Source organism: Ensifer sp. R-19, assembly GCF_049905105.1.
Lineage (GTDB): Bacteria > Pseudomonadota > Alphaproteobacteria > Rhizobiales > Rhizobiaceae > Ensifer.
Genome location: NZ_CP184569.1, coordinates 3,815,230 through 3,831,433 on the forward strand (window position 1 = coordinate 3,815,230; position 16,204 = coordinate 3,831,433).

Below are 16,204 nucleotides of genomic sequence, written 5' to 3' on the forward strand. Positions count from 1 at the left end.
GGGCACTTGGGACGCGTGATTCAATCCTCTGAGTGATTTGGCAGGGGATCAGGCGAATGATGGGAACGCAGGCGGCTCCGGCGCAGCTCTTTTACGATTTCAGTCTCGATGAGCACGTGCCAGCCGACCATCTTCTCCGCCGGATCGACAACCACCTGGACCTCGATGGCGTCCGCGCGCAGTTGAAGCCCTATTACAGCAGCACCGGCCGTCCGTCGATCGATCCGGAACTGATGATGCGGATGCTGATCATTGGCTACAGCATGGGCATCCGGTCGGAGCGCCGGCTGTGCGAGGAGGTTCATCTCAATCTCGCCTATCGTCTGTTTTGCCGGCTTGGACTGGACGGCAAGGTGCCGGATCATTCCAGCTTCTCGAAGAACCGCCACGGACGTTTCCGGCAAAGCGATATCCTTCGGCATCTGTTCGAGACGGTGGTTGAGCGCTGCCTGGTACAGGGTCTTGTCGGTGCTGAAGGCTTTGCCGTCGATGCCAGCTTGATCGCCGCGGATGCCAACAAACAGCGCTCGGTATCTAGTGCAGAATGGAGCGCGCAAGAAGCGAAGGAGAATGCAGGCCGCTCCGTTCAGGAATATCTGGCGGTGCTTGATGACGCTGCTTTTGGTGCGGCTTCGCCGGTAACGCCGAAGTTTATTTCCCCGTCAGACCCGGCAGCCCAGTGGACGGGTGCCCATAAAGGCCATGCCTTCTTCGCCTACGCCACCAACTATCTGATCGACACCGACCATGGCGTCATTCTCGATGTTGAGGCCACCCGTGCCATTCGACAGGCTGAGGTTGGCGCTTCGCGCACCATGATCGACAGAACAGAGAACCGCTTTGGCCTGAAGCCAGGCTATCTGGTCGCCGACAGTGCCTATGGCTCCGCTGACAATCTGGCCTGGCTTGTGAAGGAAAAGGAGATTGCTCCGCACATTCCTGTGTTCGACAAGTCCAACCGGACAGACGGGACTTTCTCGCGTGCCGACTTCAATTGGGATGGCGAGGCAGATCGCTACATCTGCCCGGCGGGCAAGGAGCTGGTTCAGTTCCGTCGCACCTACGCGACGCCCCGATCGGGCATCACCAGTGAGGGCACCCGGCTCTATCGGGCCAGCAAGAAGGACTGTGATGTGTGCGACCTGAAACAGCGCTGCTGCCCGAATGCAGTTGCTCGCAAAGTCCCTCGTGATCTCAATGAGGATGCCCGTGACGTCGCCAGAGCCATTGCCGGCACGCCCGATTACGAGCGTTCACGGCATCGTCGCAAGAAGGTCGAGATGCTCTTCGCTCACCTCAAGCGCATCCTGCGGATGGCCAGGTTGAGACTGCGTGGTCCGTGTGGTGCTCGCGATGAATTCCTGCTCGCAGCAACGGCACAAAACCTCAGAAGGCTGGCAAAGCTTAGACCTTCTCGCCTCCCATCCGCCGTTATGGTGGCATAACGGCCGGTTGCCTGGAGCCATCCCACCGCATCACAACGAGAGACACCTTGCCAACTCTTCGAAAAACCGCGTGGAGAGCGTCGCGGATGCTCAAACTACGAGTTTTTCAACGATATCCGCCATTTGTTGACGGTTGCGCGGTAGCCGGAATCCCTTGACCGGCGTGGCTCCGGCCTCGACCGTGCCGAGGAGATCTGGTCGCGCTCTGGGGAGCAGGCAGCATGAAGACGGCGAGTGACGCGCGTTTCTGGGACCGGACGTCGCAGCGATACGCCAAGGGGGCGATCGCGGACCCGGCCGGATATGAGCGCACGCTCGACCGTACCCGCTCTCTGCTTCTGCCCGATGACGGCGTGCTGGAACTCGGTTGCGGCACGGGGACAACGGCGTTTCGGCTCGCAGGCGATGTCCGGGACTATCTTGCGACCGATTTTTCCAGCGAGATGATCGCAATTGCCAGCGAGAGATACGCCGTCGACCTGGTGCCGAACCTCGTCTTCCGCGCCGCAACGGCCGAAGCGCTGGCCGCCGAGCGCGTGCAATACGATGCGGTCCTGGCCTTCAACTATCTGCATCTGGTGCGCGACCTTTCGGGCACGCTCGGCAGCATCCATGCCCTGCTCGCATCGAGCGGGCTGTTCATCTCCAAGACGCCCTGCGTCGGGGAGATGAGCCCCCTGATCCGTTTGGCGCTGTTGCCGGCGATGCGCGCGTTCGGAAAGGCACCCTATGCAGGAACCTTCGGCTTGATCGAGCTGAGCCAGGAGATAACGGCTGCCGGCTTCGACATTCTGGACATCGAAAACCACGCGACCAAAGGCAACGACAACCGTCCCTATATCGTTGCTCGCAAGCGCTGAGGCAGGCCGCGGCAGCATGGGTTGTCCGCCTCGGCCAAACTCAACTGCCCTAAACTGACTCGGCCGGCTCTGCGGCATGCGCACGGTGCAGCAGATCCAGAAACGCCTTTGCTTCCGGGATTGCCGTCGAACCGATGGCGCTGACGGCAATGCCTGGCGTCCATGAATTCATGACGGCCGCACCGGAGAGATCCTTGAGCCGGCTAAGGGTGATTTCCTCCCGGCGCTGCGGCACGGCCAGGCGTTCGAGTTGTCGCTGGACCGTGCCCATCATCGTGCCGGTCAGCATCTCGGCCCTGGGCCAGATGACCGCTTCGCCGTCCCAAAAGACGAGGTTCCAGATGCTGGCTTCGCTGAGGTGCCCCTGCCGATCGATGAAGGCGGCGTCGTCGAAACCCGCCCTGATCGCCTGATGCAGGTAATAGGTCTTGCCGGATTCGCCGACGTGCTTGATCGTGGCATGTGGCCGTTCGTGCTCGATGACGGCGAGCCGCAACGGACCCTTCGGGCCATTGGAGGGTGGGCCGTTGCGCACGAGGACGGCGAGGTCTCCCTGCATGCTGTCGGCGGTAAACTCGCCGTCCGGCGAAAAGATCGTGACCGCCAGCGACTGGTCCGCCGGACCGGCGTCGATTGCCTGTCTGATGTGGGCGCGCAATTCTTCGTCGCGCAGCGCGCGGCCGAAGAAGGCGAGAGAGGCGTTGCTGAGGCGCTTCAGATGCAGGTCCAGACCTCTGATCTTGCAGTCCCTGACCTGAATTGCGGTGAAGTGGGCGAAGCCGGCAAAAGCCAAGGGGATCAGATCGGCAGCGCTGGCCGGGCGGCCGTTGAGCGCTGCGGGATAGAGGCTTGTTTCGTTCGGCATGGTCTTGCTCCTGGGTGTGTTCACATGAAGGAGCCAATAGGTCTAAGGTCTGACAGCGCTGTCAGAGTCAAGGGCGAGGCGAAGGGACCGGAATGAAAATAGGCGAGCTGTCGAAACGCACCGGCGTCAGCATTCGGATGCTGCGCTACTATGAAGCCGAAGGGCTGTTGAAGCCTGGACGCACCGAAAGCGGCTATCGCGACTATGATCTGGCGGAGGTGAGAACCGTCGAGCGCATCAAACTCCTGGGCGCCGGCGGCATGACCCTTCCGACGATCCTGCAGTTCCTGCCGTGCGTTCGCGGAGAAGGTCCGATCTTTGAGCCCTGCGACGAACTGCGCGTCACCCTGCACGAGCAGATCCGGCTTGTCGAAGAGAAGACGGAAAAGCTGGCGCAGAGCCGCAGCGTCCTGGAGACTTTTCTGCAGGAGATAGGCGAGCGCTGATCTTCTGCCGGATCGAGCTACCGCGTGCTGCGGCGACCCCTTGCTGGCCTCGTCAGCGCTAACGCGACAGGATTGCGACCAAACCCGCTCTGGCCATCAACCAGAAGTCAGGGCGCGCGGCAAACCGTATGCACCTTTCCTGCTGCCGCTCTAATAGACGTCGGTCTTCGATCGACTGATGTAAAAACCGTGGCCGTCACTGCGCTCGCAGCTGAGCCCGGTCTTGCTGGACCGACAGCTAAACGGCCCCTTCTTCCAGCTGTTGCCGTAGCTCAGGATATGGGAGCCGTCGCAGCATGCTGTATCGCCCGCGTTCTGGAATCGTCGGGCCTTGCCCGCCTTTCCCAGAATGAACCTCTGATAGGTCGGTTCGATGCGGTCACAGCCAAGTTCCGGGCCGCCGTCCTCCGGGACATAAACATCGGAGCCACCGGCTGGCGTGTATTGGCAACCGATGTTGCCGGTCGGCATGTTGAAATAAATCAGACCGCCATCGGCGGGGAAATTCTGCTCTGCTGCATTCCCGTCGAATGCGATGAGCGCGGCGACCGCGAATACAAAAAAGCGCATCATTCGAGCTTTGGCCCCTGACCTTTGTCGATCCCGCAAAGTGCAGCAAGTAAAACATATCAGCGGGAAATGGGGAAATGGTCTCGGCTCTCGACCTGCGGTCGACGGCACGGCGCCGTGAGACAAAGTGGCTCGAGCCTGTCGGGGAGGACTTCAATAGTTAGCTGTTGCGCTAAGTGTTTGGTCATGATACTTAGCCTTATGGAACAGTATTCAGGCCGATTGGACGTGATCTTTCAGGCGCTCGCCGATCCCACCCGGCGCGCCGTGCTTTCGCGGCTCGGCGGCGGCCCGGCGAGCATCAGCGATCTCGCCAGACCCTTCGACATGGCCCTGCCGTCCTTCATGAAGCACATCCACTTCCTGGAAGGCAGCGGCCTGATCCGCACGCACAAGCAGGGCCGGGTGCGGACCTGCGCCATCGAGAAGGCGCAATTCGCCGTGGTCGAGACCTGGCTTTCGGCGCAGCGCGCGCTCTGGGAAGGCCGTGCCGACCGGCTGGAAAAATTCGTCACTGAACACGAGGAGGAATGACATGATCCGCTCTCCAGATCCCGAACTCGACCTGACGATGGCACGCATCATCAAGGCGCCGCGCGCGACCGTCTGGCGCGCCTGGAGCGATCGGACCCGGCTTGAGCAATGGTGGGTCCCGGCGCCGGCAATATGCAAGGTGATCGATATGGACCTGAAGCCGGGCGGCGGCTTCGTGACCCGGATCAGCGAAGGCGGCGGCGAGTTCGTGCCGCATATCAATGCCTGCTTCCTCGCGGTCGACGAACTCTCGCGCATCGTCTTCACCGATACGCTCGTTGCCGGCTGGCGGCCGGCCGAGAACGCCTTCATGACGGCAATCATCACGCTCAGCGACCATCCGGCCGGCACTGAGTACGCCGCCCACGTGATGCACCGCAACGGCGCGGACCGGAAGATGCACGAGGAGATGGGTTTCCACGACGGCTGGGGAACGGTGGCGGAGCAACTGGCCCGGCTCGTCGAGCAAGCCCATTAAGGAGGCGAAGACATGCGCAACATCGTCCTGCAGATGATGACGACGCTCGATGGCCGCCTCGACGATCCGCTTGCCTGGATGGGCACGGTGGTCGATGAGCAGTACCGGGCGATCGACCGCCTCTATGCCGGCTACGACACGGTACTCGTCGGGCGCACCACCTACGAGGAGATGGTCGGCTATTGGCCCGGCGCGCTGAACGATGAGGTCAACGGCGAGACCAATCGCGTGATGGCCAAACGCATGCACGACTCCCGCAAGATCGTGTTCTCCCGCACCGGTGAGCAGGCAATCAGCCCCTGGCACAATGCCGAACAGGTCGTGGCTGCCGACGACGCCGCACTTTCGCGCTACCTGATGGAGCTGAAGGCTGAGCCCGGCGGCGATATCCATCTCTCGGGTGGCGCCAGCCTGGCGCAGACGGTGATCGGCCTTGGGCTGGTCGATCGCTACCACTTCTTCGTCTATCCCGTCGTCTCGCCGGGTGAACCGTGGTTCGCCCGGCTGAGGGATAAGAACGAACTGCAGCTGATCGGCAGCGAACACTACGACAACGGTGTCGTCGGACTTCACTACGCAACCGTACGCGACGCCAAGTCGGAGCGGCCGAATCAGCACCCGCTCCTCGTCGAGCGCGAGGACTACGACATAGTGGTCGGCCTCGATCGGCCCGGTCATGCCGGGCTGATGGCGGAGATGTCCCATTTCCACCGGGCCGACCCAGACCGGGCCATCCTTGAGCGTCGACCGGAGGCGAGAAAGCGCGTCCTCGGCATCGTCACCCTTGCTGACTTCCGAGGTCCAGCCGAGCGCAGCAAGCGCGCCGTCGAACCCGGCTTCCGGGTCCCAGCCATAGGGGTCGAAGAACGGCAGCGAGCCGCCGATGAGCTGCATTCCGAACGGGCTGCTTGTGGCAAATTCGATGACGGCGGGCGAGGGCGCCGCCTCGCCGAACATCATGGCGAAGGAATTGGCGTAGCAATAGGGGCCGGAGCCCACATAGGGAACGTGCTGCATCGGATGGAACCCTTGAGCGATTGAGGGGGGATGTGAAGGGAGGCTTGTTAAGGCACGATGGGATAGGCGACATCGAAACGGGCGTCGCCGCTGCCGGGGTAGATTTCGTAGGGGCTGCCGAAACAATTGAGATCGTTGCTGTGCTCGAACCAGGCCTCGATCGCGTCGTAGACACGCAGCACCGCCGGAAAGGTCTCGAACGTCTCGGACACCGGCAGGAATGCTTCGCGCCCAGCCGGCTGAAGTCGCATGCGCAGATCACCTGACGGTTCGAGGCTGCCGGTGTAGCCGATCGCGACCTCGACGAGGCCCTTGCCATGGTTCACGGGCTCGTGGAAATGCAGCGTCATCGGCCCATCGTCGTCCTTGCCGCATAGTGCCAGGTAGCTGCGGATCGCCGCTTCGGCGCTTTCCGTGAAAGCGTCGAGCGCATCGACCGTCACATGACCCTGCCGATAGACGATCTTCGAAGGGGCAGTGTCGCGGACGCGGACGGCTTTGATCAGCGGATCATCGCCGCCGGACGATTGCCGGAAGATCGCCTGCACCAGCTCGCTCTGCTCCTCGAGCCGTTTGGTCTGTACCTCCAGCCAGGCGCGTAGTTCGGCGAGGCGCACTTCGGGCTGAAGCTCGATCAGGCGGGCGATTCGGGCGATCGGCAGGCCCAATTGCCGCAGCCTTGCGATAAGCGGGCGCGGCCCGCCTGCTCGGCGGCGTAGTAGCGGTAGCCGGTCACCGGATCGACGTGGGCGGGCACGAGCAGGCCCTGCTCGGCATAGAGCCGGAGCGCCTTCGGTGACAGTCTTGTGGCAGCGCCGAAACGGCCGGCGAGGAAAAAAGAATCGGTCATGAGACAAGTCTGGGGCCTGCCCCAGGGGCGAGGTCAAGAGGCATCTTGCCGTCTTGCTGGCAGCCGCCGGACCGGTTGGCTGAATACCTCCCGGAGCAGGCAACCGCTCCGGGAGGTACATGGCAGCTATTGCCTTCCACGTCGGCTCAGGAGCGCCAGCGCCAGGAGCGTGACCGTCGCCATCACCAGGCAGTAGCCGACGAGCGGCCAGGCCGTATCGCCCTTCAGAAACAGCACGGCGCCGGTGCCGACGACGGCGACGATCAGGCTCTGGATGCAGAAGTAGAGCGCCACCGCCGTTCCGGCGATCGCGTCAAAGGCCTTCAGCGCGCCGTTCGCAGTCACCGAGGCGCTCATGACAATGCCGACGGCGATCACCCACATCGGCAGCACGAAGCTTGCGAAGGAGGGTGTCGTGAAGACTTCGCCGGCGGCAAGCAACAGCCCGCCAAGGATCAGCGCTGCCATGCCGCGCATGAGGCAGCCGGACATCCCGTAGCGGCCGACGAAACCCTTGGCGAAGCGCGTGGTCAGGATCATCACCACTGCCGCCGTCGCGAAGGCGAGGCTGAAGCCGAACTGCGAATAGCCGGCGCGATCGATGAGCAGGCGCGGCGCGGTCGAGAAGAACACGAAGAACGCGCCCATCGCCGTGCTGAAGCCGAGCGTATAGGTCCAGAACGCGCCGTTCCTGAGAATGGGCTTAAAGCTGGGCTTCCCGTTGCCGGAAGGGATTGGCCGGGTTTCCGACCAGCGCAGCAGCGCCTGGCCGAGCGCGGTAAGACCGAGCACGCCGAGCGTCAGGAAGATCGCCTGCCAGCCGAAAGCGCCTGAGATCAGCGCGCCGGCAATCGGTCCGAGCGCCGGAACGAAGGACAGCATGGCGCTGAAGAGGCCGTATATGGTGACGCCTTCCGGACGTGCGCCATAGAGGTCCCGCACCGTCGCGAAGGTCGCGACCAGCGCCGCCGAGGCGCCCGCCGCCTGCGCAAGCCGGAGTGCCACGAAGACCGGCGCTGAGGTGGTGACCGCCAGCAGCAATGACGTCAGTGCAAACAAAGTCGCGCCTCCGAGAAGCACCGGACGGCGGCCGAACCGGTCGGAGAGCGGGCCGAAGAGCACCTGTCCCAAGCCCAGCATGAGCATGTAGAGGCTCAGCGTCAGCTGGACGATTGCCGGCGACGTGCCGAGAATGCCGGGCATTTCCGGCACGACAGGCAGATAGATGTCCATGGCGAGCGACGCCAGGATATCGAAAGGCGCCATCAGCAGCAGAGCCGCCGGCAGCGTATAGGGCCAGGTGGGCAAGTTATGATCGGGCATGATGAAACATCCGCGCAAATGGGTAACATTCGGCGGCGATCTGCCACTTCATCAAATCTTGGGAGTGTGAGCCGACAGACGCCGCAACAACTTTTTCAAACCGTTGTTGCGGCTTACCTGGTTGCTGACTCGTCGGTCCTCATCTGCGGCTCCTGCAGGCTGACGGCAATGCCAGGCCCATATCGACATCAATAGTGGCGCATGTCCTATCATTCGGCTTTTGACGCGGCAACCCGTCGGATCACCGCTCAGGCATGCGGGTCGGCGTCGCCCGGCTTCGCGTTCAGCCGGTTCTCGACGCTGGCAACACCGATCACCGATGCCGCCGCATCCCCGGCGCAGGCGACGTCCGTTTCGCTCGCGACCTCACCGGAAAGAACGACGAGCCCGCCAAGCGCCATCACCGAGATGCGGCTCGTGTCGACCAGGGCGGCATACTGGATGAAGCGCAGCACCTTGTCGGCGAGCGCGTCATCCGTCAGATGCGGATCGTCGTCTCCATGGGCATAAATGGGCTTATCTGGCGGCATGGCATGTTCCTCATGCTCTTCCCGAACGCCTGCGGTCTGCGAAGGTTCCCTTGAAAGTGCTCTGCCGCGCCGCGCTTGCGATCCTGGCGTGAACGCGGTTATTGCTGGCAGTCCCATCCCAAGGCCTGCGCATGTCCGACATCTTCCAGAACGTTCTGCCCATCTTCGTCCTGATCCTTGCCGGCTGGCTGTTGGTTCGGTCAGGCTATCTGAAACCGGCTGTCGGCGAAGCGCTCGGCGACTTCGTCTTTCGTGTTGCCGTTCCCGTTCTATTATTTCGCACGATTGCCGAAGCGGATTTCAAAGACGGTTCGCCCTGGCCGCTCTGGGTCGCCTACTTTTCCGGCGTTGCCGTCACCTGGGCGGCCGGGCATCTGGCTGCAACGCTCATCTTCCGGCGTGACCCACGCATGGGCGTTCTTGCCGGCGTCTCCTCGGCCTTCGCCAACACCGTGTTCATCGGCTTGCCGTTGGTTTCACGCATCGTCGGCGAGGAGGGAATAGTGGCGATTTCGATCCTGCTGTCCGTCCATCTGCCGGTCATGATGATCGCCGGCACGCTGCTGATGGAGCGTGCCGAGCGCCGTGCAAGCGGCAAACCAGGGCAAAGCCCGTTGCATCTTCTCGCCGGCGTCGGCCGCAACCTGGTGCGCAATCCGCTGGTCATCGGGCTTGCTTGCGGCGCAGCGTTTCATCTCGTCGGCCAGCCGCTTGGCGGACCTGTGAAGACTGTCGTCGATCAGCTTGCCTCGATGGCGGCGCCGGCAGCGCTGATCTCGATCGGCATGGCGCTAGACAAATACGGCCTTGCCGGCAATCTCGGTCTTGCTTCCTTTACGAGTGTGCTGAAGCTCCTCGTCATGCCCGGGGTCGTGTTCACCAGTTGCCACCTGCTTGGCCTCAACGACAACTGGACGACGGCGCTGGTGCTGACATCGGCCGTTCCAACCGGCGTCAACGCCTGGCTGATCGCCAACCATTTCAACGTCGGCCACGCACTCGCCTCCTCGACCATCACATTGACGACCGCGCTCGGCGTCGTCAGCGTTTCGGTCTGGGCCTATCTGCTGGTGTGACTGCTTCGGAACTTCGGGAAGTGTTTCCTCGGGAGGAGCGAAATCCCGTCTATCGATTCGCGTGGATGTGTCGCGTCACCGTGCCCCGCAAATGCAAAAGGCCCGGCGCGAGCCGGGCCTTTCGAATGGGTTGTTTCCAACCGCTAAGCTTATTGCGCCGGTGCCGGCTGGCCTTCGGCAGGCTTGGATTCCGTCGCCGGAGCGGCCTGGCCTTCAGCCGGCTTGGTTTCGGTTGCCGGAGCCTCTGCCGGCTTTGCGCCTTCGGCGCCAGCAGCCGGTGCCGCTTCGGCAGCGCCGCCAGCCGCATCCGGCAGCGGAGCCGGAGAATCGGCCTGCTCGCGCAGCCACGCGATCAGGTTGGCGCGCTCGTCCGGCTTCTTGACGCCGGCAAAGCCCATGGCGGTGCCCGGAACGTGCTTCTTCGGCGCTTCGATGAAGAAGCTCAGGTGGTCGTAATCCCAGACGACCTTGCTGCCCTCGGAGAAGGTCTTCATGCCGGCCGAATAGCTGAAGCCTTCATGCGAGGCGATCGGACGGTTGACGAGGCCCCAGAGGTTCGGACCGACTTTGTTTGCGCCGCCCTTGTCGGCGGTGTGACAGCTTGCGCACTTCTTGAACACGGCTTCACCGGCAGAAGCATCGGCCTTGAGAAGCAGCGGCTTGATATCGACTTCGACTTCTGCGGCGCCGCCGGCACCGGCTTCAGACGTGCCCTCTTCGGCAACGATCGCGAAGCCTTCCTTCTCGGGAGCCTCGGAGTGGAAAATGCCTTCCGATGCAATGGACACGGACATCAGAACGAAGACCGTCCCCAGAAAGGCACCCACGCCCATGTTCACATATGAATTCATCTGCAAACGCTCCCTTTGCCACCGGCGCAAACAAAAACCCGGCCTATCTTGAAATCGCGCGGAACCTATGTCTTTTGGCTCTGCGTTGCAACAGTGATTATCGGCCCCTAACTGAGACTTATTGACACTTTCAGCGGGGTTTTTGAAGGCCAGATCATGAATCGCGAAAATTCAGGTAAAGCCATCGTGCTCATTCCGGCGCGCATGGCCTCGACTCGCCTGCCCGGAAAGCCGCTCGCCGACATTTGCGGCCTGCCAATGATCGTCCAGGTGGCGAAACGCGCCGAGGAAGCGGACGTCGGCCGCGTGGTCGTCGCCGTCGACGACCAGCAGGTCTTCGACGTGGTGCGGGAGGCCGGCTTCGAAGCGATCATGACCCGCATCGATCACCAGTCCGGATCCGACCGGATCTATGAAGCGCTGCAGAAGGCCGACCCGACCGGCGAAGCGGAGATCGTCATCAACGTGCAGGGCGATCTGCCGACGGTCGAGCCGGCATCGATCCGTGCCGCGCTGAACCCGCTTGAAAACGCCGGCACCGATATCGCGACGCTGACGGTGGCGATCACCGAAGAGAGCGAAAAGACCAACCCGAACATCGTCAAGGTCGTCGGCTCGCCGCTGAGCGACACGCGCCTGCGCGCACTTTACTTTACCCGCGCCACCGCGCCCTACGGCCAGGGCCCGCTCTACCATCACATCGGTCTCTACGCCTATCGCCGCCAGGCGCTGGAGCGCTTCGTATCGCTAAAGCCCTCCGTGCTCGAGCGCCGCGAGTCGCTGGAGCAACTGCGCGCGCTCGAGGCCGGCATGCGCATCGATGTCGAGATCGTCGATTCGGTTCCGCTCGGCGTCGATACGCCGGTGGAGCTGGAAAAAGCCCGCCGTCTCCTTTCCGCCCGCCATCCCGAATAAGCCTGAGAAGGAAGCTACCGTGACCGTCAAGACCAACAGGATTTCCTTCCAGGGCGACTACGGCGCCAATTCCGACATGGCCTGCCGCGACATGTTTCCGTCGATGGAGCCGCTGCCCTGCCAGACCTTCGAGGATGCCTTCGTCGCGGTCGAGAACGGCGATGCGGACCTGGCAATGATCCCGATCGAGAACACGATCGCCGGCCGCGTCGCCGACATCCATCACCTCCTGCCGGAATCGCGGCTGCACATCGTCGGCGAATACTTCATGCCGATCCGTTTCCAGCTGATGGTTCTGCCCGGCGTCACGCGTGACGAAATCCGCACCGTGCACAGCCACATCCACGCGCTCGGCCAGTGCCGCAAGATCGTGCGTTCCAATGGCTGGAAGCCGGTCGTCGCCGGCGATACCGCCGGCGCGGCGAAGCTTGTTTCCGAAAAGGGCGACCGCTCGATGGCGGCGCTTGCGCCGCGCCTTGCCGCCGATCTCTACGGCCTCGAGATCGTCGCCGAAAACGTCGAGGACACCGAAAGTAACGTCACCCGCTTCGTCGTGCTTTCCCGTGAAGAACAGCGCATAGGGCGTTCCGCGGACGACGAGTTGATCATCACCACCTTCGTCTTCAATGTCCGCAACATTCCTGCGGCCCTCTACAAGGCGATGGGCGGTTTCGCGACCAACGGCATCAACATGACCAAGCTCGAGAGCTATCAGCTCGGCGGCAAGTTCGTGGCGACGCAGTTCTACGCCGATATCGAAGGCCATCCCGACGATATCGGCGTGCTCCACGCCATGGACGAGCTGCGTTTCTTCTCCGAGAAGGTCCGCATCCTTGGTACCTACAAGGCGCACCCGATGCGCGGCGTGCTCTGACGCTTGCCTCAGACCCGCTCGAAAGCTCCTCGAAAGGGAAAGTCGGGCGAGACGAGCCGCCACACCTCACCGGACGCAAGGTGCCGATACCACTTTTCGTCCGGTAAGCTCCCCGCACGAGATGTCCTCACCGGGACCTCCAGGGCGATCCCCGCGCTCACCTGATCTGCAATCCAGCGCTCGAAGCGATCGAATTCCGATGGCATCTGAAAGGCTGCGATCTTCTCCCATTCGCATGTCGTCATCTTCGTTTATCAAAACTGGCCAATAGAATTGGCTGTGGCAACACCCGTTCGTTCCGGCCGTGATCCAAGGCGGTTTTGCAACGGGAATCATCAGCTTAACGATCGTGTCGCGGCGTAAGAAAGTGGCAAAAATTCGTTAACCGGCTACGCGTCTGGCGCATGCCTAATCTGCAATCGCGGCGGTACACAAATTTTAGGCAAATGCCTATCTAACGCTCGTTCACGTAAGGAGTGTTAAAGATGAAGATCCGTCAGAAGATCATGGAATATGCGAAGACCCGCCGTGCGATCCGCGAGCTGAACGCTCTCGACGATCACGCACTGAGCGATATCGGTCTGTCCCGTTCGCAGATCCAGGCCGCCGTTTACGGCCGCTAATCCGCATCATTCGCGTATCCCGCCGCGTCTGCATGTGTCCTTTGATCGTTCCGATCAAAGGACAAAAATATGCGGCAATGTAAGTGCTGCAGCGACCTTTGCACGTCTGCTAAGACGTGCGGCGCTGTAGGGCTGGCGGGATACGCGCCGCTGTCCTCTCGATCACGAATCGAAGAGGCAGACGCGCAGCCGGTGACCATCCGGATCGAGCGCGACGAAGGTCGGACCGAAATCCATCTCGGTCAATTCCTGCGCAATCTGCAGCCCTTCCGCCTTCCATTTCTCGTAGTGCGCGCGCACTGCGCCCTCATCCTCCACCATGAACGCCAGTTCCGAGCGATGGCCTGATGCCGTCGGCTCCGGCGCGACCGTATGTTCGGCCCAGAGCCCGAGGGTGAAGCCGCCGGGCAGTTCGAAGGACGAAAAGGTCTGGTAGGTGACGCTTGGTTCCTGCGCGAGGACATCGCGGTAGAACGCCACGCTCGCCAGCGGGTCCTTGACATAAAGAACGATGAGATTTGCCTTGGCCATGTTGTTTCCTCCTTGTTGCGGGGAAATGCAGGCTAGGCGTGGTGGCTGCCAACTTCTGTCAGCATCGAGAGTTGTCAGGAGCCGACCGTCTGGCGCTTGGATGCGGCGATGTCCTGGCTGGCGCGCCAATCCTTCATCAGTACCTGGCGGCGACGAGGATAACGCGCTTCGGTCACGGTCATCCGGCGCATGCGGTCAGCGCGGAAGTGCCGGAAGTCCAGGCGCAGTTCACACCACGCCATGACCATGCGGACGTTCTCGAAGAAGCCGAGCGCAAAGGGCCAGATCGTGCGCTGCGTGGCACTGCCATCATTGTCCACGTAGTCGAGTTCCACCTTGCGCTCGTTGCGGATCGCCCGCCTGAGTGCGGCAATGTCGATGCCGTTGGTGGCCGGCGGGCTCGGCCCGACGAGCAGGGTCGAGCTGTCCAGCTCCTCGCGAAGCTCGGCCGGAAGCACCGCGGCGATCTTGGCAAGGGCGTTTGCTGCAGCACCTGCGAGATCGTCGTCGGTACGCTTTGAAACCCAGCGCGATCCGAGCACCAGTGCCTCGATTTCCTCCGCGGAAAACATCATCGGCGGCAGCATGAAGCCGGGTTTCAGCACATAGCCGAGCCCCGGTTCGCCCTCGATATGGGCGCCCTGAGCCTGCAGACTGGCGATATCGCGATAGAGCGTTCGGAGGCTGACACCGGTCTCTTCCGCCAGCCGCTGGCCGCTCACCGGCTGGCGGTAGCGCCGGAGCACCTGCAGAAGATCCAGCAGCCGTTCGGAGCGGGACACGGTCGGCCCTCCTCGTAACCCGTCGCCCTCAGGCCCGCTCGTCCCAGGCGAGCCAGTCGCGCATCAGCTGGTGCGCGATCGCGCCCTTCGGCGGCGGAATATGCTCGTCGCCGGTATTGGCAACGCCGGTCGAGCGTTCGAGCATCGCGATCGTTTCCTCGCGGGTGAACCAGCGCACGTCTTCCAGCTCCTGCTCGTCGCGCTTGATGACGGTCGATTTCGCCTCGGCGTAACAACCGATCATCAGCGTGTGCGGCATCGGCCAGGGCTGCGAGGCATGGTAACGCACCCGGCCGATGTGGATGCCGGACTCCTCGTGCGTTTCCCGGCGCACGGCATTTTCGATCGTCTCCCCCGGCTCGACGAAACCGGCAAGGCAGGAATACATGCCCGGCGCGAAATGTGGGCTGCGGCCAAGCAGGCAGAGGTCGCGCTCAAGGTCGATCGTCATCATGATGACGACCGGATCTGTTCGCGGAAAGACCATGTGGCCGCAGGCGGTGCAGACCCGGCGATAGCCGCCGGCCGTGCCTTCCATCGGCCCGGCGCAGCGGCCGCAGAAGCGGTTGTTGGCGTTCCAGGTAATGAGGCTCGAGGCCTGGGCGAATTGGCCGAGCAGTTCCTCCGGCAGCATCTGCTGCCGGTAGAGCGTGCGGCCATCGGCGATCTTGAAGGGTTCAGTGATCGTCTCTTCGGTCAAGCCCGTCGGCACGGCAAGCCGTGGCTCGCCGTTCGGCAGGTAGCCGAGCAGGATGGTCTCGTCGAGCACGGGTTCGAGCCCTTCGAGTTCGTAAGGGGCAAACAGCGGGTCGATGATCTTCTCGTCGTGCTTGACGATCAGCTTCGGTCCCGAGAAGGCCAGGAAATGGGCGCCCGGGTGCTTGAGCGCCAGCTCGACGCAATCGTCGCTGCGGTGCTCCGACTGGCGGTCCAGATGGTTTTCGGAAAAGGCGACGAGAGTGCTTGGCTCCGGATGCGGGCTACGAAGGTCAAAGATCGATTTCGTCATGTTCAGAGGTTTTCCAGAATGCGCGCTGCGAAGTCCCGATGTTCTTTCTCGTCCCACGGCTCCGGCTTGCCGAAGCCCCAGACCGGCCCCGGCCAGTTCGGGTCGCCGTCGTTGCGGGCGATGATATGCACATGTAGTTGCCGAACGATATTGCCCAATGCGCCGACGTTGATCTTTTGAGCGCCGGTGACCGTCTTCAGGGCGATTGCCGCCATGGTCGTCTCGAAGGTCAGCATCGTCTGGTCGAGTGGGGTCAGGTCGAAGATTTCCGAAATGCCTTCACGCTGCGGAATGAGCACGAGCCAGGGCCAGCGGCGGTCGTTCATAAGCCGCATCTGACAGAGGCCGATCGAGGCGATCGGGATGCCGTCGCGTTCGAGCCGCTCGTCGAGAGTGAAGGTCGCCAAGTCATTCTCCTCAGGCAAAGACAACGGATTCGCCTTGTTTTGCATATCGATATCAGTTTTTTGATGGCTTGGCTTGCATTTGCTTTCGATATTGCCGATATGGAAGCCGGGAGGTTGGTGGTGGACGAGCCACTCGCCAACCGGGTCAGGTCCGGAAGGAAGCAGCCCTAACGAGCCCCGGCACGGGTCATCGTGCCAGCCTCCCACCTTTTCCGTCC

Annotated in this window: 20 protein-coding genes, 1 other RNA gene and 2 pseudogenes; 11 read left to right on the top strand and 12 right to left on the bottom strand. The window is 62.4% G+C overall.

Annotated elements, in window-relative coordinates; translation table 11 throughout:
- Positions 1 to 56 precede the first annotated feature (56 nt).
- Entirely contained in the window at positions 57 to 1,445 is a 1,389-nt protein-coding gene (locus ACN9MO_RS18330) for a transposase (RefSeq protein WP_425985914.1), read from the top strand.
- Between the two features lie 221 nt (positions 1,446 to 1,666).
- On the top strand, positions 1,667 to 2,305 hold the full coding sequence (locus ACN9MO_RS18335; protein ID WP_058326176.1) for a class I SAM-dependent methyltransferase: 639 nt from the start codon (positions 1,667 to 1,669) through the stop codon (positions 2,303 to 2,305).
- A 49-nt stretch (positions 2,306 to 2,354) separates the two neighbouring features.
- On the opposite strand, the gene ACN9MO_RS18340 is transcribed toward ACN9MO_RS18335, so the two are convergent.
- On the bottom strand, positions 2,355 to 3,170 hold the full coding sequence (locus ACN9MO_RS18340; RefSeq protein WP_058324503.1) for an aminotransferase class IV family protein: 816 nt from the start codon (positions 3,168 to 3,170) through the stop codon (positions 2,355 to 2,357).
- A 92-nt stretch (positions 3,171 to 3,262) separates the two neighbouring features.
- Between ACN9MO_RS18340 and ACN9MO_RS18345 the strand changes: the two genes are divergently transcribed.
- Positions 3,263 to 3,616 (top strand): MerR family transcriptional regulator, encoded by a 354-nt coding sequence (locus ACN9MO_RS18345; protein WP_057247792.1) that lies wholly within the window; start codon positions 3,263 to 3,265, stop codon positions 3,614 to 3,616.
- A 150-nt stretch (positions 3,617 to 3,766) separates the two neighbouring features.
- On the opposite strand, the gene ACN9MO_RS18350 is transcribed toward ACN9MO_RS18345, so the two are convergent.
- Entirely contained in the window at positions 3,767 to 4,189 is a 423-nt protein-coding gene (locus ACN9MO_RS18350) for a DUF6636 domain-containing protein (RefSeq protein ID WP_093234305.1), read from the bottom strand.
- Between the two features lie 198 nt (positions 4,190 to 4,387).
- On the opposite strand from ACN9MO_RS18350, the gene ACN9MO_RS18355 reads away from it, so the two are divergent.
- The 3 genes and pseudogenes from ACN9MO_RS18355 to ACN9MO_RS18365 form a co-directional block, all read left to right on the top strand.
- Positions 4,388 to 4,720, top strand: a complete 333-nt coding sequence (locus ACN9MO_RS18355; protein WP_057247793.1) for an ArsR/SmtB family transcription factor — start codon at positions 4,388 to 4,390, stop codon at positions 4,718 to 4,720.
- 1 nt (position 4,721) lies between these two features.
- The gene (locus tag ACN9MO_RS18360; RefSeq protein ID WP_113131952.1) at positions 4,722 to 5,198 is read left to right on the top strand and encodes an SRPBCC family protein; all 477 of its coding nucleotides are present in this window, start codon (positions 4,722 to 4,724) and stop codon (positions 5,196 to 5,198) included.
- Positions 5,199 to 5,276: 78 nt separating this feature from the next.
- Positions 5,277 to 5,702: pseudogene (locus ACN9MO_RS18365) on the top strand (dihydrofolate reductase family protein); the annotation flags it as partial.
- Positions 5,703 to 5,813: 111 nt separating this feature from the next.
- Here ACN9MO_RS18365 and ACN9MO_RS18370 read toward each other — a convergent pair.
- The 5 genes and pseudogenes from ACN9MO_RS18370 to ACN9MO_RS18390 form a co-directional block, all read right to left on the bottom strand.
- A pseudogene (locus tag ACN9MO_RS18370) lies at positions 5,814 to 6,215 on the bottom strand (hypothetical protein); the annotation flags it as partial.
- Between the two features lie 47 nt (positions 6,216 to 6,262).
- Complete coding sequence (locus ACN9MO_RS18375) at positions 6,263 to 6,883, bottom strand: hypothetical protein (protein ID WP_425985921.1); 621 nt, start codon at positions 6,881 to 6,883, stop codon at positions 6,263 to 6,265.
- Entirely contained in the window at positions 6,850 to 7,065 is a 216-nt protein-coding gene (locus ACN9MO_RS18380) for a MerR family DNA-binding transcriptional regulator (RefSeq protein ID WP_425985924.1), read from the bottom strand. Before ACN9MO_RS18380 ends, ACN9MO_RS18375 begins: the two co-directional genes overlap by 34 nt.
- 126 nt (positions 7,066 to 7,191) lie before the next feature.
- Positions 7,192 to 8,388 carry a CmlA/FloR family chloramphenicol efflux MFS transporter gene (gene cml, locus ACN9MO_RS18385; RefSeq protein ID WP_110877811.1) on the bottom strand — a complete coding sequence of 399 codons (1,197 nt, stop codon included), beginning with the start codon at positions 8,386 to 8,388 and terminating at the stop codon, positions 7,192 to 7,194.
- A 248-nt stretch (positions 8,389 to 8,636) separates the two neighbouring features.
- Positions 8,637 to 8,918, bottom strand: a complete 282-nt coding sequence (locus ACN9MO_RS18390; RefSeq protein ID WP_057247799.1) for a BON domain-containing protein — start codon at positions 8,916 to 8,918, stop codon at positions 8,637 to 8,639.
- A gap of 131 nt (positions 8,919 to 9,049) precedes the next feature.
- Here ACN9MO_RS18390 and ACN9MO_RS18395 point away from each other — a divergent pair, with 131 nt between their 5' ends.
- Entirely contained in the window at positions 9,050 to 9,994 is a 945-nt protein-coding gene (locus tag ACN9MO_RS18395; RefSeq protein WP_057247800.1) for an AEC family transporter, read from the top strand.
- A gap of 149 nt (positions 9,995 to 10,143) precedes the next feature.
- Here ACN9MO_RS18395 and ACN9MO_RS18400 read toward each other — a convergent pair whose 3' ends face one another.
- Positions 10,144 to 10,845 carry a c-type cytochrome gene (locus ACN9MO_RS18400; protein WP_057247801.1) on the bottom strand — a complete coding sequence of 234 codons (702 nt, stop codon included), beginning with the start codon at positions 10,843 to 10,845 and terminating at the stop codon, positions 10,144 to 10,146.
- A 156-nt stretch (positions 10,846 to 11,001) separates the two neighbouring features.
- Here ACN9MO_RS18400 and ACN9MO_RS18405 point away from each other — a divergent pair, with 156 nt between their 5' ends.
- From ACN9MO_RS18405 to ACN9MO_RS18415, 3 genes are all read left to right on the top strand, one after another.
- Positions 11,002 to 11,760, top strand: coding sequence for a 3-deoxy-manno-octulosonate cytidylyltransferase (locus tag ACN9MO_RS18405; RefSeq protein ID WP_113131953.1), 759 nt, complete (start codon positions 11,002 to 11,004; stop codon positions 11,758 to 11,760).
- 19 nt (positions 11,761 to 11,779) lie between these two features.
- Positions 11,780 to 12,634, top strand: a complete 855-nt coding sequence (locus tag ACN9MO_RS18410) for a prephenate dehydratase (RefSeq protein ID WP_058324511.1) — start codon at positions 11,780 to 11,782, stop codon at positions 12,632 to 12,634.
- A 485-nt stretch (positions 12,635 to 13,119) separates the two neighbouring features.
- Positions 13,120 to 13,257, top strand: a complete 138-nt coding sequence (locus ACN9MO_RS18415; protein WP_064817013.1) for a DUF1127 domain-containing protein — start codon at positions 13,120 to 13,122, stop codon at positions 13,255 to 13,257.
- Between the two features lie 162 nt (positions 13,258 to 13,419).
- Here ACN9MO_RS18415 and ACN9MO_RS18420 read toward each other — a convergent pair whose 3' ends face one another.
- The 4 genes from ACN9MO_RS18420 to ACN9MO_RS18435 all read right to left on the bottom strand — a co-directional run bounded on the left by ACN9MO_RS18420 (position 13,420) and on the right by ACN9MO_RS18435 (position 16,031).
- Positions 13,420 to 13,788: a VOC family protein gene (locus tag ACN9MO_RS18420; protein ID WP_058324513.1), complete on the bottom strand. Its 369-nt coding sequence runs from the start codon at positions 13,786 to 13,788 to the stop codon at positions 13,420 to 13,422.
- 74 nt (positions 13,789 to 13,862) lie between these two features.
- Positions 13,863 to 14,570, bottom strand: a complete 708-nt coding sequence (locus tag ACN9MO_RS18425) for a helix-turn-helix transcriptional regulator (protein ID WP_057247806.1) — start codon at positions 14,568 to 14,570, stop codon at positions 13,863 to 13,865.
- Positions 14,571 to 14,598: 28 nt separating this feature from the next.
- The gene (nudC, locus tag ACN9MO_RS18430) at positions 14,599 to 15,579 is read right to left on the bottom strand and encodes an NAD(+) diphosphatase (protein ID WP_057247807.1); all 981 of its coding nucleotides are present in this window, start codon (positions 15,577 to 15,579) and stop codon (positions 14,599 to 14,601) included.
- Positions 15,580 to 15,581: 2 nt separating this feature from the next.
- On the bottom strand, positions 15,582 to 16,031 hold the full coding sequence (locus ACN9MO_RS18435; protein WP_162733555.1) for an HIT family protein: 450 nt from the start codon (positions 16,029 to 16,031) through the stop codon (positions 15,582 to 15,584).
- A gap of 64 nt (positions 16,032 to 16,095) precedes the next feature.
- Here ACN9MO_RS18435 and ffs point away from each other — a divergent pair.
- An RNA gene (gene ffs / locus ACN9MO_RS18440) (signal recognition particle sRNA small type) lies at positions 16,096 to 16,193 on the top strand.
- The last annotated feature ends 11 nt before the right edge of the window (positions 16,194 to 16,204 follow it).